We start from the raw sequence: 19,958 nt of genomic DNA on the forward strand, positions 1-19,958 counted from the left end.
ATGGGCGCCGCCTCCATCTGCCTTTTCTGCCTTCCGCTATGAAACTACCCCTGCTCCTTTCCTTGCTTGCCATGCCCCTGCTACCCCCGGCCCTGGCCCAAACCCCCACCGTGGTTACGGCTACGGCAGCCAATCCGCAAGTAAAAACCGCCAACGGGGTGCTGGCCGGCTTGGTTACGGCCACGGGCATCCGCACTTTTCAGGGTGTGCCGTTTGCGGCCCCGCCAGTGGGCGAGCTGCGCTGGAAGGCCCCGCAGCCGGTACAAAGCTGGTCGGGGGTACGGGCGGCCACGCGGTTCGGCCCCCGCGCCATGCAGCTGCCCATCTATGGCGACATGAACTTCCGCTCCGATGGGGTGAGCGAGGACTGCCTCTACCTCAACGTTTGGACGCCGGCCAAACCCGGGAAGCAGAAGCTGCCGGTGCTGGTGTATTTCTACGGGGGCGGCTTTATTGCCGGCGACGGCTCAGAGCCGCGCTACGACGGCGAAAGCATGGCCCGCCGCGGCATCGTGGCCGTTACGGTGAACTACCGCCTGGGCGTATTCGGGTTTCTGGCTCACCCCGAGCTGACCCGGGAGTCGCCGAACAAGGCTTCGGGTAACTATGGCTTCCAGGATCAAACGGCCGCCCTGCGCTGGGTGCAGCAGAACATTGCGGCCTTCGGCGGCGACCCGAAACAGGTAACTATTGCCGGCGAGTCGGCGGGCTCCATGTCGGTTAGCGCCCAGATGGCTTCGCCCCTCTCGAAAAACCTGTTTGCCCGCGCCATTGGAGAAAGCGGCTCCATGCTGAACACCGGCTTCGGGCCGGTTCCGCTGGCGGAAGGCGAGCAGGCGGGCGTGGCGTTTGCCACCAGCCTGGGGGCAACTTCCCTGGCCGCGCTGCGGGCCCTGCCGGCTCAGCAACTGCTGGAGGCCGCCGGCAAACCCGGTACGCCCCGCTTCGCCCCTACCCTCGATGGCTACTTCTTTCCCCAGAAGCCCGCTGCCATTTTCGCGGCTGGGCAGCAGGCCCGCGTACCGCTGTTGGTGGGCTGGAATTCCCAGGAAATGACACCTCCCTTCCTGCTCGGTGCTGAGGCCCCTACCCCCGAAAACTTCCGTAAGGCCCTGCAGCGCCTCTATGGACCCCAGGCCGAAGAAGCACTACGTCTCTACCCCGCCGCTACCCCCGAACAGGCCGAGCAAGCCGCCACCGACCTGGCCAGTGACCGGTTTATCAGCTACAGCACCTGGAAATGGGCCGATGCCCACGCCCAGACCAGCGGCCAGCCGGTGTACCGCTACCTCTACGCTCGGCCCCGCCCGGCTATGGCACCCGAAATGGGCAACGCTACCACCGGCCTGGCCGGCGGGGTAGTAAAGCAAGCCCCGGCAGCGGCCCCGGCCCCGCCCGCTAAGGGCGCCGTGCACTCGGCCGAAATTGAGTATGCTTTGGGCAACCTGCCGGGTAACAGGGTCTTCGCCTGGACCCCCGACGACTATAAGGTATCCGAAACGATGCAGGGCTACTTTGCCAACTTCATCAAAACCGGCAACCCCAACGGCAAGGGCCTCCCTACCTGGCCCGCCATTGTTCCCGGCCAGGCCTCGCAGCAGCTGCGCATTAACGTCACGACGAAAGCGGAGCCGGAGCAGCACCGGGCGCGCTACCTGTTTCTGGATCAGCAGGTCGGAAAGTAGTCGGGCTGGCACCGGGAGTTCCGGATTTTCCGGCGCGGCAACAGGCCCCGGCCGGAACTCGTGCACAACGCCGGCGGCCAGGGGGCGTACACTATGCTGCGCCGTGTGCAGGCAGTAGCTACCGCTGCGCTGCATTTCGCTATTCTTTCCTCCTAAACTTCTGGTTGCATGAAAATGAAAGCATCACCCGTCTGGATCGGGGCTCTGGTAGCGGGCAGCACCGCGGCCTTTTACTTCTGGCAGAAAAAAAGCAACTCCAACTCGAACCCCACCCAGCCCCTCGCCGATGCGGGCACTTCCGCCGGCATAGCATCGGGTGCTACCCCCAGCAGTTCGGGCAACCGCACCCCCACCGCCGAAAACGGCCACGTCCGCGACGTGAAAGCCACCGACCTGCCCGCTCCCGATACCGGCACCAACTTCACGGTGCAGGGCGACGTGCACGAACCCAGCAACAACGGGTAGCCTTAGCTTGAGCTTTCTTATTACACCGGAGTCGGGCATTTGCCTGGCTCCGGTGTTGCGTTTTCGGAGGGTTTGTATTTGTATTTTACTATATAATTCTTTGTCTCGGGGCCAACGCTGAACTTTGCGGGGTAGCATTTTCTACCTCTCTGCTCAGCCCAAACCCTACCCGTTGGACGCCCCGGAAACCCGTAAAATCATTCACCTCGACATGGATGCCTTCTATGCCTCGGTGGAGCAGCGCGATAACCCGGCGCTGCGCGGCAAGCCTGTGGCCGTGGGTGGGGCCCGGCAGCGGGGCGTGGTAGCGGCTGCCTCCTACGAGGCCCGGCAGTTTGGGGTGCGCTCAGCCATGCCCTCTACCACGGCGGTGCGCAAGTGCCCCGAGCTGATTTTCGTGAAGCCCCGATTTGAAGTGTACAAGGACGTTTCGCGGCAGATTCGGGCTATTTTTGCGGAGTACACGCCCCTGATTGAGCCGCTTTCCCTGGATGAGGCCTATCTCGACGTCACCGAAAACCTGAAGGGCATAACGCTGGCCACGCAGGTTGCCCGCGAGATTCGGGCTGAAATTCTGCGCCAAACTCAGCTTACGGCTTCGGCAGGCATTTCCTACAATAAGTTTCTGGCCAAGCTCGCCTCCGACTACCGCAAGCCTAACGGGCAGTTCGTCATTCGGCCCGACCAGGGCATGGACTTCGTGGAAAAGCTAGGGGTAGGCGAATTTCATGGCATCGGGCCGGCCACGGCGGCCCGGCTCAACAGCCTGGGCATCTTTACGGGCCTCGATCTGCGGCAACAGTCGGAGACTTTCCTGCGCCAGCACTTCGGCAAGGCTGGCTCGCACTACTACCTCATTGCCCGCGCCCAGGACCACCGCCCCGTGGTGGCTGACCGCCTGCGCAAATCCATCGGCTCGGAAACCACTTTCGAACACGACCTACTGACGCCCGAAGAGTTGGTGGACGGCCTGCAGCCCTGCCTCGACTCGGTGTGGCAGCACTGCCAGCGCACGGGCCTGCGCGGGCGCACCGTCACGCTCAAGGTCAAGTACACCGATTTCCAGCAGATTACCCGCAGCCGCACGCTGTTCGGCCCGGTGCCTACCCCCGAAGCCTTTGCCCACCTCAGCCACGAGCTACTAACTGGTATTCGGCCCATCAGCAAGGGCATCCGGCTGCTGGGCATCTCGCTTTCCAACCTCGAAACGCCCGAGGAAGCCGTGGGCAAGCAGCTGGCCCTGCTGCTGTAAACGCAAAACCGCCCCGACTTATACAGCCGGGGCGGTTTCGGTGGAAAGCCAGTGACCTTATTGGGGGTCAGCTTTTACTTTCGACTTTTTCTTTTTGTCCTTCATTTTTACGTCGGCAGGCGTAGTAGTCGTGGGGCTCATGGTGCCCGAAGTGCTCGACTGGGTTTCTACCGTGGTGGTAGTAGTGGCCGGCGTAGTAGTGCTCTGGTTGATCATCGAGCCCGAGGTAGTACCCTGCATAGGCTGGGTGGGCTGCGTCTGGATAGTGGTGCTCTGCGCAGGCTGAGTCGTGGTAGTGGTGGTAGTGCTGGAGTTGGTTTGGGCGTTAGCGGCCGAAATACCAGCTACACATACAGCGGCAATAGCAAGGAGCTTTTTCATAGCAGAGAGTGAGTCGAGTGGAACTTAGGAAACCAGCCGCGCGGCCAGCTTCTGACAGCCTCTAACGCAGCTCACCCGGGAATGTTGTAATCCACCCCGATTTTGTCCTAGTTTCTACTCTTACGTACTGTTGAGCCGCGAAAATATTTTTACTTCAGCAGCTCGTGCAGCACGGTTTGCATGGAAAATACCCGGTTGCCCGCCTCCTGAATCACCAGGGAATTCGACGAGTCCAGAATGGCGTCTGACACTTCCACGTTGCGGCGCACCGGTAGGCAGTGCAGGAACTTGGCGTCGTTGGTGCCGGCCATGTGCTCGGGCGTCAGCATCCAAGCGGGGTCGTTGCTGATAACCTGGCCGTAGTTATGGTAGCTGCTCCAGTTCTTGGCCTGCACGAAGTCGGCGCCTTCCAGGGCCTTCTTCTGGTCGTACTCGATGCGGGCACCTTTCGTGAACTTGGGGTCCAGCTCGTAGCCCTCGGGGTGAGTTATCACGAAGTCTATCCAGTCAACTTCCGAAAACCAGTCACAGAACGAGTTGGGCACGCACTGGGGCAGGGCACGCACATGCGGGGCCCAGGTCAGCACCACCTTCACGCGCTCCTTCTGCTTGGTTTCGGCTACCGTAATCAAGTCAGCAAACGACTGCAGCGGGTGCAGCGTGGCGCTTTCCAGGCTAATAACCGGCACGGTGGCGTACTTCAGAATCTTATTGAAGACTTCCTCGCTATAGTCGGCCTCGCGGTCCTTGAGCGTGGGGAAGGTGCGCACGCCCAGCACGTCGCAGTACTGGCTCATCACGGCAATGGCCTCCTTGATGTGCTCCTGCGTGCCGCCGTTCATCACCGCGCCATCGGCCATTTCCAGCGTCCAGGAGTCGGCGCCGGCGTTAAGCACCCAGGCTTGCGCGCCCAGGTTGTAAGCCGCCTTCACCGAGCTAAGCCGGGTGCGCAGGCTAGGATTGAAGAAGATCAGCCCAACGGTTTTGTTCTTGCCGATGTGCTGGTAGCCGTACGGATTCGCCTTGATTTCCAGGGCTTGCTTAAGTAAGGTTTTATAGTCGCCTGCATCGGCGAAAGAGGTGAAGTTTTTCATGAGGAGAGTGTAGCGCGAGGTCTCAATTCGCGTTTCGTCGCAAAAATTGAAGCAAGACTACTGTGGAGTGCGTTGAAGGAGAAGAGTGTAGTAACGTCTATAGAAATCATAGTCTTTAATAGAGTCTTCCTTAGAGTAAAGCTTAAGGGTGTCGCCCTTCATGGCGAAAAGCTCCTTATGAAAGGAGCCCTTCTTTTTGCGGTTTGAATCTAATACTAAGTACTTACCTCGACGCTGCCACTTGCCTTTGTCCCTCGATACACCCTTGCTGTGGTGGTACCAGGAAGAATAGGTAAAGGTTGAGTCCGAGTGAAGGGTAAGTGAAATACCTGAATAGCCCCAACGGCCTCCTTTATAGACCTGAGCCGTTGGCTCAGTCCCAAGAACAGTTGCTACTAATGCGGGCCAGATAAATAGTTTCATTTGAATTCCGATAATGACTGTGTTGTGAACAAAGTAAGAACGTCATGCTGAACGCAACCGAAGCGGCCCTAATATTTCGTCCTCACGACAGGAGTTAGCTATAGGGAGAGGTGCTTCGGCAAGCTCAGCATGACGTTCTTTTACTGCTACATATCACATATTCCGCTATCCCGCCTTATACTCGTTCCAGCTCTTGATCTTCAAGTCCTTCATTTCCAGCTTGCAGAAGGCCTGGATGAAGGCTTTGGCCAAGCGGGCGTTAGTGAGCAGCGGGATGCCGAAGTCGATGGCGGTACGGCGGATTTTGTAGTCGTTGTCCAGCTCGCCCTTCGACAGGTTCTTTGGGATGTTGATGACCAGGTCGATCTTCTTCTCCTTGAGGTAGGTTAGCACGTTGGGCTCCTGGTAATCGTCGGGCCAGAACAGTAGGCTGCTGGGAATGCCGTTTTCGGCGAAGAAGCGGTGCGTACCCTGCGTGGCGTAGATGGTGTAGCCCTTCTTCACCAGCAACTCTACGGCCGCGAGCAACGCCACTTTCGACTTGATCGGCCCCCCGGAAATCAGTACCGACTGCTGCGGAATCTTGTAGCCCACGCTCAGCATCGACTTCAGCAGGGCCTCCTCAGCCGTGTCGCCCAGGCAGCCTACCTCGCCGGTGCTCACCATGTCTACGCGCAGCACGGGGTCGGCGCCGGGTAGGCGGGTGAAGGAGAACTGCGGGGCTTTCACGCCCACGAAGGGTAGGTCGTACACCCGCTCGCTCTCGTCGCGCGTCACTTTCTTGCCCAGCAGCACCTGCGTGGCCTTCTTAATCAGGTTGTTGCCCGATACTTTCGACACGAAGGGGTAGCTGCGCGAGGCCCGGATGTTGCACTCAATCACCCGGATTTCGCCGTTTTTATCCAGGAACTGAATGTTGAACGGCCCGCTGATTTCGTAGCGCTTGGCAATCTTCTCGGCAATGGTTTTCAGCTTCCGAATGGTGCGCACGTACACCTTCTGGGGCGGGTAGTACATGGTGGCGTCGCCGGAGTGGACGCCGGCAAACTCCACGTGCTCGGAAATGGCATAGCTCACGATTTCGCCCTTGTCGGCCACCGCGTCTAGCTCAATTTCCTTGGCATCCTGCATAAACTCCGACACTACTACGGGGTACTCAGCGCTTACTTCGGCGGCGGCTTTCAGGAAGGCCTCCATCTCAAACGCGTTGGAAACCACGTTCATAGAAGCTCCCGACAGCACGTAGCTCGGACGAATCAGCACGGGGTAGCCTACCTCGCCCACAAACTCAAACATGGCGTCCAGCGACGTCAGCTCCTTCCAGCGGGGCTGGGCAATGCCCAGCTCATCCATGATGCTCGAGAACTTGTGGCGGTTCTCGGCCTCATCAATACGGGCCGGAGCCGTACCCAGAATGGGGGCCTTGGCATCGGCCAGACGGGTAGCGAGGTTGTTCGGAATCTGGCCACCGGTGGAGAGAATCACGCCCTCCGGCTGCTCAAACTCCAGAATGTCCATCACCCGCTCGAAGCTCAGCTCCTCGAAGTACAACCGGTCCGACACGTCATAGTCGGTCGATACGGTTTCGGGGTTATAGTTGATAATAATGGTTTTGTAGCCCTCTTCGGCGGCCGTCTGCACGGCATTCACGCCGCACCAGTCGAACTCCACGGAGCTGCCGATGCGGTACACGCCCGAGCCCAGCACCGCAATCGACTTGTTAGTTTCCGGCTGCAGGTCGTTCTCGGTGCCGTGGTAGGTGCTGTAGAGGTAGTTGGTTTTGGCCGGGAATTCGGCCGCCAGCGTGTCAATCTGCTTGATAACCGGCAGCACGCCCAGGGCCTTGCGGCGGGCCCGCACCAGCAGCTCGTCGGCTTTCACGTCGCCTTGGCCCAACAGCTTCACGGCAATTTGCTGGTCCGAGAAGCCGGCTTTCTTTACCTCGCGCAGTAGGCCAGTCTCCAGGACGTCTAGGCCACTGCCGCGCTGGGCGGCTAGCTGGTTGCTCAGCTCGAAAATGGTGTACAGGCGCTGCAGGAACCAGTGGTCAATCTTGGTCAGATCGTGCACCTGCTCCAGGGTGTAGCCGGCCTCAAACGCCAGATTGATGGCGAAGATGCGCTCCTCGTTTGGCTCGCTCAGCAGCTTGTCGATGGTGGCGTTGTCTACCTGCTCGGGCTTGTTGGCTACAAAGCCGCGCTTGCCGGTATCCAGCATGCGCAGACCCTTCTGAATGGCTTCCTCGAAGGATTTGCCGATGGCCATGACCTCGCCCACGCTCTTCATGGCCGAGCCAATCTGCCGATTCACACCTTCAAACTTGCCCAGGTCCCAGCGCGGCAGCTTCACCACCACGTAGTCCAGAGCCGGCTCGAAGAAGGCCGAAGTAGTCTGCGTTACGCTGTTTTTCAGCTCTGACAGTGAGTAGCCCAGGCTCAGCTTGGCTGCTACAAAGGCCAGCGGATAGCCGGTAGCCTTAGAAGCCAGCGCCGAGGAGCGCGACAGACGGGCATTCACCTCAATTACGCGGTAATCCTCCGACACGGGGTCGAGGGCGTACTGAATGTTGCACTCGCCTACAATGCCGAGGTGGCGAATGGTCTTGATGCCGATGCTGCGCAGCTTGTGATACTCACGGTTACTCAGCGTCTGCGAAGGCGCCACCACGATGCTCTCCCCGGTATGGATACCGATGGGGTCGAAGTTCTCCATGTTGCAGACCGTGATGCAGTTATCGTACTGGTCGCGCACCACTTCGTACTCCACTTCCTTCCAGCCTTTCAACGACTCTTCCACCAGAATCTGCTCGGAGGTGGTGAAGGCTTTCTGGGCCAGGGCCCGCAGCTCGTCCATGTTGTTGGCGAAGCCGCTACCCAGGCCCCCCAGCGCAAACGCCGCCCGCACGATGATGGGGAAACCGATTTTCTCGGCTGCGGCCAGCGCGTCGTCCATGGTCGTCACGGCCACGCTGCGGGCCGAAAGGACGCCAATCTGGTCGAGCTTCTCCTTGAAAATGTCCCGGTCCTCGGTGTCGATGATGCTCTGCACGGGCGTGCCCAGCACCTGCACGTTGTATTTCTCAAACACCCCGGCGCGGAACAGGGCTACGGCGCAGTTCAACGCGGTCTGGCCACCAAACGCCACCAGAATGCCATCGGGCTTCTCCTTCTTAATGACTTCCTCCACGAAGTAGGGCGTCACAGGCAGGAAGTACACGTCGTCGGCAATGTTGTCCGACGTTTGTACGGTGGCGATGTTGGGGTTGATGAGGATGGTGCGGATGCCTTCCTCTTTCAGCGCCTTGAGGGCCTGGGAGCCGGAGTAATCGAACTCACCGGCCTCGCCAATTTTCAGCGCGCCGGAACCGAGGATGAGAACTTTCTGTGGTTTTTCCATTCTAGGGGTTAGGGTAACAGGCCGCTAGGGCGGTCATGTTAAAAGGCAGTCGTGCTAGGCCGGCTACAGCCGGTGGTTTAGGTGGGCAGAGAAGGTGTTACTTGGAAAAGAGGGTATCGCTCCGCACGATTTCCCAGCTACCGGATGCCCGTTTGGTCATCCAGAGTTTGATGGTGGCATTGGCCCGCTCGCCGTCCAGTAAAAAGCGGAAGACGAGCGAGTCTTTTTTAGCACTCAGGTTCTCCACCTTGAAGTTCTTAGAGTGTGTTTTTCCTGTTCTGTTAGTTATTCCGGGAGAAACTCGAGCCGAACTCATTGCCTGGGCAATCAGGTCGGCTGGCTGCCCCAACACGGCTTTCAGTAGCGTCCGCTGGCCCAAGTTCTTCACAAAGTAGAACCCCGCGAAAGCCAGAACGCCCAACAACACATATCCCCAGGTCGGAAAATTTTTGCTTTTCGATGGCACGGGAAAGGGCGTGGTTTACTCAGTGAAAATGGTATCGCTTTTCAGCATCTTCCACTCGCCAGATGGCTGCCTCATGACCTTGGTCTTGATGGTAGCGGTGGCTTTCTCGCCTTTCAGCACGAGCCGAAAGGTCACGGAGTCCTCCTTTGGACCTGGCTTCCCGGCGTCAAACTTTTTCGAGACAATCTTCCCGGTGCGGCTCAAAATCCGAGGCGAGACTTTGGCACCATTCAGCGCCGAAATAACGAACTCCGATTGCTTGCCCATGGCCAGCCGGACCACGTCTTCCGCCTTGATCCTCTTGATGAGGTAGTACCCCACGAAGGCCAAGATTCCTAGCGCCACATAGACCCAGCTTCGCGTACCTCCGCTTTTTTCTTGCATAGTGCTTATGCCTTAAAAGTGACTGAACTGAAAATAAGGAACGTCATGTGCTCCAACTGCTTCATAGGGCCAGGGGTCAAATGCTCGGCTACTTACTGGAAAAGCAGCGGCTGCGCTCCGCATCACAGATGGGGTAGTGAGAGTCTGGGCCAGTCTACTTGGCGGCTTTGTGCTCGGCTACTGCTTTCAGGAAGTCATCGAACAGGTACTCCGTATCCTCGGGGCCGCCGGCGGCTTCGGGGTGGAACTGGGTGGAGAAAAAGGGCTTGGTCTTGTGCTTGATGCCTTCACAGGTGCCGTCGTTCAGGTTCTCGAACAGCATGGTCCACTCGGCGGGCAGCGTGTCGGTATCTACTGCGAAGCCGTGGTTTTGGCTGGTGATGTAGCTGCGCTTGGTGCCCGTGAGCAGCACCGGCTGGTTGTGGCTGCGGTGGCCGTACTTCAGCTTGAACGTGTCGCCTCCTGCCGCCAGGCCCATGAGCTGGGAGCCCAGGCAGATGCCGAAAATGGGCTTATCCTGGCCTAGCGCGGTTTGCAGGTGACTGATGGTGGCGGTGCACATCTTCGGGTCGCCGGGGCCGTTGCTCAGGAACAGGCCGTCGTAGTCGAGCTTGGTGAAGTCGTAATCCCAGGGCACCCGAATCAGCTCCACGTCGCGCTGGAGGAAGCAGCGGATGATGTTGGTTTTGGTACCACAGTCAACGAGCACGATTTTGTGCTGGCCGTTGCCGTAGTGCTTTACCTCGGTGGGACTTACCTGGGCCACGAGGTTGTCCTGGTTGGGGTCGTGCAACTCCACATCTTCTTCGGCCACAATCTTACCCAGCATGGCGCCTTTCTCCCGCAGGATTTTGGTGAGCATACGTGTATCCACCCCGAAGATGCCAGGGATGTTGTACTCCTTGAGCCAGTCGCCGAGGCTCTTGGCGGCGTTCCAGTGGCTGTGCTCCTCAGAGTAGTAGTTCACCACCAGGCCGGCAATGTGGATCTTGTCCGACTCGAAAATCTTCGAAATCGACTCGTACAATTCCTCGCCGGGTACGCCGTAGTTACCCACCATGGGGTAGGTCAGCACTAGAATCTGGCCGGCGAAGGACGGGTCCGTCAGGTTTTCGGGGTAGCCGGTCATGGCCGTGCTAAACACCACCTCGCCCGCGGCGGAGGTAAATGCGCCGAAAGAAGTACCCTCGATTGCGGTGCCGTCTTCGAGAATGAGTTTTACCGATTTAGCGTTTTCCACTCTGTTATGCGAAAAAAGGGTTTACTCTATGGATGATTTTCTGCGGTATTCAGGCACGCCGGGCTCTTGCTCATTGTGGTGGGCTGAGGGAGGCAAGTGCGCCTATCATCCCCGCCGTGACCGTATCGCGAAAATCCGTTCCGCGTGGCGCTGCAGGCGCCAGGACAGAACCGCGTAGTGCCGAACACTCGCCTACGGCTCGTCGCGAAACAGATTTTCGCGCTACGGCTCGCTGTCGGAACCGCCCGGATACAATTTCGGCTGGAACAGAACCAAAAATCAGAGGTCTATTCCAGCCGAACGATGACTTAACCCAAACGGGAGCGAAAGAAGATATATCAATCGGTCCCGCACCCAGCCGCTTCCGGATGTCAGGCATCAGGAAGTCAGGCGGGCACGACTGCTGAAAGGAAATGAGGGAGGCCGTTCTTTCACGGAAAGAACCAGCCGGTTGCTGCGCAGGAGTCACCAATGGCAGCGTGCAGCTAATCAGAAGGGGAGCCTGGCTCTTAAACCTCGTCGTGCTACTCATTGGGGCTGCAAGTTAGGCCACAAGTCGCTTACTTTTTTACCTCGGCCGGAATAAGTGTGTACAACGCTTGCAGGAACCGGTCAACTTCGGCCTTGGTGATGTTCAAGGGGGGTAGCAGACGGAGTACCGTGGGGTCGGAGGCATTGCCAACGAAGATGTGGAAGTCCGACAGCAGCTTATCGCGCACGTCCTTGATGGGGAAGTCGTACTTGATGCCTACCATCAGGCCCCGGCCCCGGATTTCCTCGGCGCCGGCATTGGCTTCCAGCTCCGAGCGGAGGTAGTGGCCTAGCTCAGTAGCGTGGTTTAGCAAATCTTCTTGCTCAATCACCTCCAGCACCGCTAGAGCAGCGGCGCAGGCCAAGTGGTTGCCACCGAAGGTAGTTCCCAGCAGACCATAGGATGCTTTCAGCTCCGGCGCAATCAGGATGCCGCCGATGGGGAAGCCATTGCCCATGCCTTTCGCCACCGAAATAACATCAGGGCGAATGCTGGCGTGCTGGTGCGCGAAGAACTTGCCGCTGCGGCCGTAGCCACTCTGCACTTCATCGGCAATCAGCAAGGCGTCGTACTGCTTGCACAGCGCGGCTAGGCCAGTCAGGAACTCATCGGCAGGCATAATGATGCCGCCTACCCCCTGGATGGGCTCAATGATGGCCGCACAGACGTCGCCGCCTTGCAGCACCTGCTCTACTGCAGCCAGGTCATACTCCACGAAGGAAATAGCGTGGTCGGCGTTGAAAGGCGCCACAATTTTCGGGTTATCGGTAGCGGCTACCGCGCCGGAAGTGCGGCCGTGGAAGGCGCCTTTAAAGGCGAGTACGCGCTTTTTGCCGGTGTGGAAAGAAGCCAGCTTCAGCGCATTCTCGTTGGCCTCGGCGCCGGAGTTGCACAGGAACAGCGAGTAGTCCTCGTAGCCCGACACCTGGCCTAGCTTGTGCGCCAGCTGCTGCTGAATTGGAATCTGCACCGAGTTGGAGTAGAAGCCGATGTTCTGCAGTTGCTCCGTAAGGCGCTGTACGTAGTGCGGGTGGCTGTGGCCGATGGAAATAACGGCGTGGCCACCGTAGAAATCCAGGTACTCCTGGCCTTTATCGTCCCAAAGTTTCGCCCCCAATGCCTTTACGGGCGTGATGTTGACGAGCGGATATACATTGAAAAGCTCCATGTTGTAGAAGTGAGAGCTGAGAGGTTAGAACTTAGAGCAAGCCATTGGAACAGTAAAAAGAACGTCATTCCGAGCTTGCCAAGGAATCTCGCGTGCTGATGTTGTGCTGGTAATCCGGACGTCAGCACGCGAGATTCCTCGACTTAGCTGCGCTGCGCTCGGAATGACGTTCGAGCGGGTTAAAACAGCCCCGCTTTCAATCCTAGGCCAGTCGTTTCCGGTAGACCGAACAGCAGATTCATGTTCTGCACAGCTTGGCCCGAAGCACCCTTTACCAGGTTATCAATAACCGAGGTGATAAGCAGTTGCTTACCGAATTTCTGCACGTGCAGCAGACATTTATTGGTGTTTACTACCTGCTTCAGGTGAATCTCCTTGTCCGACACCGTGGTGAACGGCGCATCGGCGTAGAACTTCTGATACAACTCGCGCGCCTCTTCCTGGGTCAGATCCGACGGCGTATAGACGCTGGCGAAAATGCCCCGGGAGAAGTTGCCGCGGTACGGGATGAAGTGCATGGCGCTTTCCAGCTGCGGCTGCAGCTGCGCCAGGCTCTCCCCGATTTCGCCGAGGTGCTGGTGCGTAAAGGGCTTGTAGATGGACACGTTATTCGTGCGCCACGAGAAGTGCACCGTCTCCGATAGGCTCTGCCCCGCGCCCGTGCTGCCCGTAATGGCCGATACGTGCACGTCGTCCGTCAGCTTTCCGGCCTGAGCCAGGGGTAGCAAGGCCAGCTGAATAGCCGTGGCGAAGCAGCCAGGGTTGGCAATGCTTTGAGCCTGCTGGATGCGGCTCCGGTTCAGTTCTGGCAGCCCGTACACAAACTCCCTACCCCCAAACTCGGCGTCAACCTCCAGGCGGAAGTCATTGCTGAGGTCGATGATGTGAGTGGTTTCGGGTAGCTCGTGCTGGGTTAACCAGGCTTTAGAGTTACCGTGACCCAGGCACAAGAACACTACGTCTTCGTCACCAGCCAACTCCGAGGCAAACACCAGGTCCGTCTCACCCACCAAGTCGTCGTGGACTTGGTAGATGGGGTTGCCGGCGTTGGAAGAACTGACAATGGCGCCCAGCTCCGCGTACTCGTGGTGCAGCAGAATGCGGACAAGCTCACCGGCCGTGTAGCCGGCGCCGCCTACGATGCCAACCTTAATTTTCATCGTTGAAAGAGGAGTGAATGCGCAGTTGGTTGCTGAAGATTTTGATGAAGCCTTTGGCGTCGCGGCCATCCCAGGCGTCGTTTTCTTCCCCGTAAGTGGCTACTTTAGAGCGCATCATGTCGTACTTCGACTCGATGCCTTGCAGCTCGAACTGGTAAGGCTTTAAGGTCACAAATACCTTACCCGACACCCGCTCCTGCGACGACGTGAGGAAGGCCTCCATATCGCGCATTACCGGGTCGAGGTACTGGGCCTCGTGCATCAGCGTACCGTACCAGTTGGCGATGTAGTCTTTGTGCAGCAGCTGCCAGCGGCTGGAGGTGTGCTTCTCCAGCAAGTGGTGGGCCTTCAGCAGAATCAGCGGCGCGGGAGCTTCGAAGCCCACGCGGCCTTTGATACCCAGGATGGTGTCGCCCACGTGGGTGTCGCGGCCAATGGCGTAGGTCCCGGCCAGTTCATTCAGGGCCTGAATCAGCGCTACGGGGCTCATGGTCTTGCCATTCAGCGCTACCGGCTCCCCTTTCTCAAAGGTAATTTCAAGGGTGGAGGGCTTGGTTTCGCTGAGTTGGGTGGGGTAGGCCGACTCCGGCAGGGCCTGGTTCGACGTCAGGGTTTCGACCCCGCCCACGCTGGTGCCCCAAATACCTTTGTTGATTGAGTATTTGGCTTTTTCCCAGCTCATCTCCACCCCGTTCCGCTGCAGATAGTCAATCTCGGCCTGGCGGGAAAGCTTCTGGTCCCGGATGGGGGTGATGATTTCCGTGTGGGGCGCGATAACCGAGAAAGCCACATCAAAGCGCACCTGGTCGTTGCCGGCGCCGGTGCTGCCGTGGGCAATATAGTCGGCCTTGTGCTCGCGGGCATACTCAGCCAAAGCCAGGCTCTGAAACATCCGCTCCGCGCTGACACTCAGGGGATAAGTATCGTTCTTGAGTATATTGCCAAAGATGAGGTAGCGCAGGCAGTCCTGGTAGAAACGCTGGGTCACGTCAATCACCTCGTGCTTCGCGGAGCCCAGCTCATAAGCCCGCTTCTCGATGGCGGCTAGCTCTTCTTCAGAAAAGCCACCGGAGTTAACAATAACCGTGTGTACTTCCAGACCCAGCTCCCGGGTCAGATAGACAACGCAGTAGGACGTATCCAAGCCGCCGCTGTAAGCTAAAACTACCTTTTTCATTTAGTGGCAAAGAGGTTTTTTGGAATGTTTCGCTTGGCAAAGTCCCATTAACAAGCACGAGGTAAAGGCGCGGGACAGGGTACCTCGCTGCTGGTTCCGGGGGGCTACTCACCGGCTGACCACACTCTTGCAAGGTCCTATCTTGCTCGTGGTCAACCCAATAAATGACTGTTCAATACTGAGCTATTGCTCCCGGCTGATGATGTCGATGGTGGCCTGACTGAATTTGTCGTTCAGTGTGTCGTACACCATGCCGGTGCACAGGCACATTTTGCGCTGGTTGTCCATCAGGATGCCGTAGTTTTTGCAGCTGGAGCAGCCCTTCCAGAAGTCGTCGCTCTGGGTCAGTTCGGGAAAGGTAACGGGCCGGTAACCCAGCTCGTTATTGATCTTCATGACGGCCGCTGAGGTAGTAATACCGAATATTTTAGCTGCCGGATACTTCGTGCGCGAGAGTTCAAACACGCGGTGCTTAATCGCCCGGCCCAGGCCCTCTTTGCGCAGCTCCGTATTCACAATCAGCCCCGAGTTCACCACGAATTTATGGTCCTCAAAGGTTTCGATGTAGCAAAACCCGGCCAGCTCCTCTTCCAGAAAGGCAATGATGGCATCACCCTTTTCCATCTTCTTAATCAGATAGTTAGGGTCGCGCTTGGCAATCCCGACCCCGCGCGTTCTGGCGGACTCGGCATACCATTGACAGAGAGTTTCCACATACTGCGCATCAGCAGCATTGGCTACGCGTAAAATCATGGTCGAAGCTCGGTTGGTTGCCGTGGGGTTCGGCAACAGACTCAGAAAGACAATCGGGGGAAGAGAAGGAGCGCAGCAGCCGGACAAGGCTACGCGGCCGCCGGTACCGTGTTCAGTACCAGCACAAAAGCCCGGAAAAGACGGAACCCTTCTGCACAGTCCCGCTTCACGGGCTACTTACTGTACGCAGGGGGAGAGGGATGCACTACGGCCTACACTCGTGTCAATTCGTTACTCAGAGAAACTTTCTTCCGTGGGGCGCTACTCGTTGGGGCCCCTTCACCGGGTATGGTCTTTATGACAACCGGGCGAATTATTGCACGCCAGCTCTTAAGCTGGCATTGTTCGCACGACCAGGGTAGGTCGTCGCAGAAGCGCAATAGAAGAGAGAAGAGTCATTGACAGCAGCCGCAGAGCGGCGTGGGGTGTTTCTGCGGTTTTAAATGAGCTGAACCGCTAAATCGTTGCAAAACTAGATGTTTTTTTTTGGAAACTTTGCCGGCCCGGCCGCAAAAAAAGTTCCCGCCGGCCGGTTGCCATAAGTGCGCCGCGACCGACGCGGCCACAGCATTTGGCCTTTTCCAGCCTCCTACGCCATTTTTTCCATACTACCTGCTCCATGCGCGAAAGCCTGAAAATTTTTAAGATTGGCGGCGGCATCATTGACGACGATGCGCAGCTGCGCCAGTTTCTGACGGAGCTGGCCCGCATTCCGGGGTCCAAAATATTGGTGCACGGTGGCGGCAAAGGCGCCAGCCAGATGCTGCAAAGCCTCGGGATTGAGCCGAAAATGGTGCAGGGCCGCCGCATTACCGACGCCCCTACCCTCGACATCGTGACCATGTTCTACGCCGGCAAAACCAACAAGCAGGTGGTGGCGCTGCTGCAGGCGGCCGGCGTGAATGCCCTTGGGCTTTCCGGCGCCGACGGTAACGTTATCCGTGCGGTGAAGCGGCCGGTAGTCGACGTAGATTATGGTTTCGTGGGCGACCTGCCTGCCGATGCGGTGCACGTGGAGTTGCTGCATCAGTTGCTGCAAGCCGGCCTCATGCCCGTATTCTGTGCTATTACGCACGATGGCCAGGGGCAACTGCTCAACACCAACGCCGACACTATTGCCAGCGCGCTGGCCCGCGCTTTGGCAGTGGCCTACGAGGTGGAGCTGCACTTCTGTTTCGAGAAAGATGGTGTGCTGCGTGACCTGAACGACGATGCTTCCGTCATTCCGCAAATCACCGCCGAGGAGTACCAGCAGTTCAAAGCTGCCGGCGTAATTGCCGCCGGCATGGTACCCAAGCTTGATAATGCGTTTGCGGCGCTAGAGGCCGGCGTGGAGCGGGTAGTGATAGAAAATGCGCTGCGCATCAACGAGCCGGTAAAAACTGTGCTATGCGTCTCCTAGAAGAAAAGCTGGCCCGGCTGGCTATCATTTTGCTTAAAGACTTAATTCAGATTCCTTCTTTCTCTCGGGAGGAAGCTAGAACTGCTGCTGCTATCAGTTCTTTTTTGCGGCATAACGGCGTGCAGCCCCAGCGCGACGCGAACAACGTGTGGGCTGTATCCAAGCACTTTGATCTGGCCAAACCTACCATCCTGCTCAACTCCCACCACGATACCGTCAAGCCCGGTGCTACTTGGTCCTATGACCCATTTGGCGGGGTAGTGGAAGGCGACAAGCTCATAGGGCTGGGCAGCAACGATGCAGGCGCTTCGGCAGTGAGCCTGCTGGCTACGTTCCTGTACTTCGAACACCAGCAGACCCCGCCGCCCTTCAACCTCATCTGCGCCATTACGGCCGAAGAGGAAATTTCGGGCGCCAACGGCATCCGGCGGCTGCTGCCCCTCCTACCCCCTATTGACCTGGGAATCGTGGGCGAGCCCACCCAAATGGATTTGGCCGTAGCCGAAAAAGGCCTGGTGGTGCTAGATTGTGTAGCGCACGGCCGGACCGGCCACGCGGCCCGCGAGGAAGGCGAAAATGCCCTCTACAAAGCCGTAGCCGACATTCTCTGGTTTGAGCAGTTCCGCTTTCCGGAGGTGTCGGAGTTGCTGGGACCAGTGAAAATGACCGTGACGCAGATTCAGGCCGGCTCCCAGCACAACGTGGTGCCCGACCGCTGCAGCTTTGTGGTGGATGTGCGCACCAATGAGCTGTACTCTAACCAGGAGGTAGTGGAGCTGGTGCGTCGGCACGTTACTTCCGATGTTACGCCGCGCTCCACTCACCTGAACTCCTCCCGCATTGCCCTGGAGCACCCGCTGGTGCAGCGAGGGGTAGCGCTGGGCCGCCGCACCTTTGGCTCGGCCACCCTCTCCGACCAAAGCATGATGCCGTTTACCACCGTCAAGATAGGCCCCGGCGACTCGGCCCGCTCGCACACACCCGACGAGTACATTCTGCTCAGTGAAATCCGAGCGGGGGTGCAGGGCTACGTAGCTTTGCTCGACGGGCTGCGGCTGTAGCGCCAAGCTTGCGCTTCGGGTATCATACACGCCGCAGCCACCACTCTGTTTAATCATGCGCGAAGCGTGCGCTTCGTGCTACACTCCGCTAAGCGGTTACCGTCATACGCATGAAAATCTGGGATAAAGGCATTGCCGTCGATAAGAAAATAGAACAGTTTACGGTGGGCCGCGACCGGGAGCTGGATATGTACCTCGCGCGCTTCGATGTGCAGGCGTCCGGGGCTCAGGCCAACATGCTGGCCAAGGCCGGGCTGATTTCCGAAGAGGAAAACAGGCAGCTGCAGCAGGGCCTCACCGAGCTGGCCGCCCAGCTGGAGGCCGGGACCTTTACCATTGAGGCTGATTTCGAGGACGTGCACTCGAAAATTGAGTTCTACCTCACTGAAAAGTTCGGCGACGCGGGCAAGAAAATCCATACCGCCCGCTCCCGCAACGACCAGGTTCTGACGGCTATTCAGCTGTTTCTGAAGGATTATACCAAACGCGCCGCTACCAAAACGCTGGGGCTGGTGGAAGTGCTGCTGCAGAAAGCCGAGGCCCATAAGCAGGACCTGATGCCCGGCTACACCCATTTTCAGGCCGCTATGCCCAGCTCCTTTGGCCTCTGGTTTTCGGCTTATGCCGAGCACCTGCTTCTGGACCTGGCGTTGTTTGAAGCGGCCCACACCGTAGCCGACCAGAACCCCCTGGGCTCGGGTGCCGGCTTCGGCTCGTCTTTCCCCATCGACCGGCTGCAGACCACACAGGAAATGGGTTTTGGCCAGTTGGCCGTGAGCAGCGTGGGTGCCCAGATGCTGCGGGGTAAAACGGAAAAAACCCTGGCTTTTGCCCTGGCCGGTATGGCTGCTACCCTGGCCAAAATGGCCTATGACCTGGTACTTTATAACTCCCAGGATTTGGCGTTTGTGGAGCTGCCAGCCGCGTTTACTACTGGCTCCAGCATCATGCCCCACAAGAAAAACCCCGATGTATTCGAGCTGATTCGAGCCCGCTGCAATGCCCTACAGGCCCTACCGAATACACTCATGCTGGCAACCAGCAACCTGCCCAGTGGCTACCACCGTGACTTCCAGATTCTTAAGGAGCTGCTTTTCGAGCCAATGACCCAGTTTCTGGATATCCTCGATATCGTGCTGTTTGCCCTTCCCCAGTTACGCATCAAGCCCCAGCTGCTCAGCCAGCCGAAGTATGACGCGGTGTTCTCGGTAGAAAATATCAACCAGCTTATTCAAAGCGGCACTCCTTTCCGCACGGCTTATAAAGAGGTAGGACAGGCCGTAGAAAATGGTAGCTACCAGCCGCACCGGGAGTTCCAGACTACCCACCTGGGCAGCGTGCACAACCTGGGCCTAGCCGAAATTCAAGCCAAGGTTGCGCGTTTCCGGGCAGGTAGTGCCTTAGTGGCAGAGTAAACAGGCCCGCCCTAAGTTTTCAGCTGCTCTGAGTTTTAGTGGGGGCATAGACTCTCGGTCAGGTTCAGCCTACCCTTTGCTGATTGGTCAATCGAGGCAGTCATCATTCTAATGACAAAATTTTGAACACATCTATTTAATATTCACTATCAGTATGTTACATCACAAAAAATACTTGGTGAGTGATTACTTACAAAAATAAGTGAGCTAATACTTACTAGGTTGCCGATTCTTTCTTACTATTGCATCACCAACCCGGTAGCTAATCCCACTAACTGCCGGTAGATAATTCCCACGCCCTGATTACCCGGATGAACCCCACCCCATCCGGTACCCTTCGAGGACCGCGCAGCTGTACCCCCGGCGCTGCTGCCCGCTGGTTATCGAAACCCACGTAGCCGGCCGATTTGGTAGCCCCAAATCGGCCGGCTTCTGTTTTTACCTGTTTTATAGACCGAAGCTGCTATTGGTAATCTGGGCTGTATCGTAAAAAAATAACTGATT

16 protein-coding genes are annotated in these 19,958 nt (G+C 58.0%); 6 read left to right on the forward strand and 10 right to left on the reverse strand.

The window, feature by feature from the left end; all coding sequences use genetic code 11:
- Positions 1–38: 38 nt before the first annotated feature.
- The 3 genes from FGZ14_RS10010 to dinB all read left to right on the forward strand — a co-directional run bounded on the left by FGZ14_RS10010 (position 39) and on the right by dinB (position 3,402).
- Positions 39–1,685 (forward strand): carboxylesterase/lipase family protein, encoded by a 1,647-nt coding sequence (locus FGZ14_RS10010; RefSeq protein WP_139923837.1) that lies wholly within the window; start codon positions 39–41, stop codon positions 1,683–1,685.
- Between the two features lie 168 nt (positions 1,686–1,853).
- Positions 1,854–2,150: a hypothetical protein gene (locus tag FGZ14_RS10015; protein ID WP_139923839.1), complete on the forward strand. Its 297-nt coding sequence runs from the start codon at positions 1,854–1,856 to the stop codon at positions 2,148–2,150.
- Between the two features lie 172 nt (positions 2,151–2,322).
- On the forward strand, positions 2,323–3,402 hold the full coding sequence (gene dinB / locus FGZ14_RS10020) for a DNA polymerase IV (RefSeq protein ID WP_139923841.1): 1,080 nt from the start codon (positions 2,323–2,325) through the stop codon (positions 3,400–3,402).
- A gap of 57 nt (positions 3,403–3,459) precedes the next feature.
- Here dinB and FGZ14_RS10025 read toward each other — a convergent pair whose 3' ends face one another.
- The 10 genes from FGZ14_RS10025 to FGZ14_RS10075 form a co-directional block, all read right to left on the reverse strand.
- A complete protein-coding gene (locus tag FGZ14_RS10025; RefSeq protein ID WP_139923843.1) occupies positions 3,460–3,783 on the reverse strand; it encodes a hypothetical protein in 324 nt (107 codons plus the stop codon).
- Between the two features lie 149 nt (positions 3,784–3,932).
- Positions 3,933–4,877, reverse strand: coding sequence for an N-acetylornithine carbamoyltransferase (locus tag FGZ14_RS10030; protein ID WP_139923845.1), 945 nt, complete (start codon positions 4,875–4,877; stop codon positions 3,933–3,935).
- A gap of 588 nt (positions 4,878–5,465) precedes the next feature.
- Positions 5,466–8,696, reverse strand: coding sequence for a carbamoyl-phosphate synthase (glutamine-hydrolyzing) large subunit (gene carB, locus FGZ14_RS10040; protein ID WP_139923849.1), 3,231 nt, complete (start codon positions 8,694–8,696; stop codon positions 5,466–5,468).
- A gap of 97 nt (positions 8,697–8,793) precedes the next feature.
- Positions 8,794–9,162 carry a hypothetical protein gene (locus FGZ14_RS10045; RefSeq protein WP_139923851.1) on the reverse strand — a complete coding sequence of 123 codons (369 nt, stop codon included), beginning with the start codon at positions 9,160–9,162 and terminating at the stop codon, positions 8,794–8,796.
- A gap of 15 nt (positions 9,163–9,177) precedes the next feature.
- Positions 9,178–9,546, reverse strand: coding sequence for a hypothetical protein (locus tag FGZ14_RS10050; protein ID WP_139923853.1), 369 nt, complete (start codon positions 9,544–9,546; stop codon positions 9,178–9,180).
- 154 nt (positions 9,547–9,700) lie between these two features.
- Positions 9,701–10,786: a glutamine-hydrolyzing carbamoyl-phosphate synthase small subunit gene (carA, locus tag FGZ14_RS10055; protein WP_139923856.1), complete on the reverse strand. Its 1,086-nt coding sequence runs from the start codon at positions 10,784–10,786 to the stop codon at positions 9,701–9,703.
- A gap of 560 nt (positions 10,787–11,346) precedes the next feature.
- Positions 11,347–12,486: an aspartate aminotransferase family protein gene (locus FGZ14_RS10060; protein WP_139923857.1), complete on the reverse strand. Its 1,140-nt coding sequence runs from the start codon at positions 12,484–12,486 to the stop codon at positions 11,347–11,349.
- 179 nt (positions 12,487–12,665) lie between these two features.
- Positions 12,666–13,646 carry an N-acetyl-gamma-glutamyl-phosphate reductase gene (gene argC / locus FGZ14_RS10065; RefSeq protein ID WP_139923860.1) on the reverse strand — a complete coding sequence of 327 codons (981 nt, stop codon included), beginning with the start codon at positions 13,644–13,646 and terminating at the stop codon, positions 12,666–12,668.
- A complete protein-coding gene (argG, locus tag FGZ14_RS10070; protein WP_139923862.1) occupies positions 13,636–14,823 on the reverse strand; it encodes an argininosuccinate synthase in 1,188 nt (395 codons plus the stop codon). The genes argC and argG overlap by 11 nt, the downstream gene beginning before the upstream one ends.
- Positions 14,824–15,006: 183 nt before the next feature.
- Positions 15,007–15,576, reverse strand: coding sequence for a GNAT family N-acetyltransferase (locus tag FGZ14_RS10075; RefSeq protein WP_139923863.1), 570 nt, complete (start codon positions 15,574–15,576; stop codon positions 15,007–15,009).
- A 619-nt stretch (positions 15,577–16,195) separates the two neighbouring features.
- Here FGZ14_RS10075 and argB point away from each other — a divergent pair.
- From argB to argH, 3 genes are all read left to right on the forward strand, one after another.
- Complete coding sequence (gene argB, locus FGZ14_RS10080; protein WP_139923865.1) at positions 16,196–16,978, forward strand: acetylglutamate kinase; 783 nt, start codon at positions 16,196–16,198, stop codon at positions 16,976–16,978.
- A complete protein-coding gene (locus FGZ14_RS10085) occupies positions 16,966–18,039 on the forward strand; it encodes a M20 family metallo-hydrolase (protein WP_139923867.1) in 1,074 nt (357 codons plus the stop codon). Before argB ends, FGZ14_RS10085 begins: the two co-directional genes overlap by 13 nt.
- 110 nt (positions 18,040–18,149) lie before the next feature.
- Positions 18,150–19,454 (forward strand): argininosuccinate lyase, encoded by a 1,305-nt coding sequence (argH, locus tag FGZ14_RS10090; RefSeq protein ID WP_139923868.1) that lies wholly within the window; start codon positions 18,150–18,152, stop codon positions 19,452–19,454.
- Positions 19,455–19,958: the final 504 nt, after the last annotated feature.

Origin of the sequence: Hymenobacter sp. DG01 (assembly GCF_006352025.1) — a bacterium.
GTDB lineage: Bacteria > Bacteroidota > Bacteroidia > Cytophagales > Hymenobacteraceae > Hymenobacter.

Bases quoted from the DNA above. Each gene is read 5' to 3' on its own strand.
- argC (WP_139923860.1), bottom strand. From the start codon at position 13,646: ATGAAAATTAAGGTTGGCATCGTAGGCGGCGCCGGCTACACGGCCGGT.
- FGZ14_RS10085 (WP_139923867.1), top strand. From the start codon at position 16,966: ATGCGTCTCCTAGAAGAAAAGCTGGCCCGGCTGGCTATCATTTTGCTT.
- FGZ14_RS10075 (WP_139923863.1), bottom strand. From the start codon at position 15,576: ATGATTTTACGCGTAGCCAATGCTGCTGATGCGCAGTATGTGGAAACT.
- FGZ14_RS10025 (WP_139923843.1), bottom strand. From the start codon at position 3,783: ATGAAAAAGCTCCTTGCTATTGCCGCTGTATGTGTAGCTGGTATTTCG.
- FGZ14_RS10060 (WP_139923857.1), bottom strand. From the start codon at position 12,486: ATGGAGCTTTTCAATGTATATCCGCTCGTCAACATCACGCCCGTAAAG.
- argH (WP_139923868.1), top strand. From the start codon at position 18,150: ATGAAAATCTGGGATAAAGGCATTGCCGTCGATAAGAAAATAGAACAG.
- FGZ14_RS10050 (WP_139923853.1), bottom strand. From the start codon at position 9,546: ATGCAAGAAAAAAGCGGAGGTACGCGAAGCTGGGTCTATGTGGCGCTA.
- FGZ14_RS10010 (WP_139923837.1), top strand. From the start codon at position 39: ATGAAACTACCCCTGCTCCTTTCCTTGCTTGCCATGCCCCTGCTACCC.
- carB (WP_139923849.1), bottom strand. From the start codon at position 8,696: ATGGAAAAACCACAGAAAGTTCTCATCCTCGGTTCCGGCGCGCTGAAA.
- FGZ14_RS10015 (WP_139923839.1), top strand. From the start codon at position 1,854: ATGAAAATGAAAGCATCACCCGTCTGGATCGGGGCTCTGGTAGCGGGC.
- argB (WP_139923865.1), top strand. From the start codon at position 16,196: ATGCGCGAAAGCCTGAAAATTTTTAAGATTGGCGGCGGCATCATTGAC.
- FGZ14_RS10030 (WP_139923845.1), bottom strand. From the start codon at position 4,877: ATGAAAAACTTCACCTCTTTCGCCGATGCAGGCGACTATAAAACCTTA.
- argG (WP_139923862.1), bottom strand. From the start codon at position 14,823: ATGAAAAAGGTAGTTTTAGCTTACAGCGGCGGCTTGGATACGTCCTAC.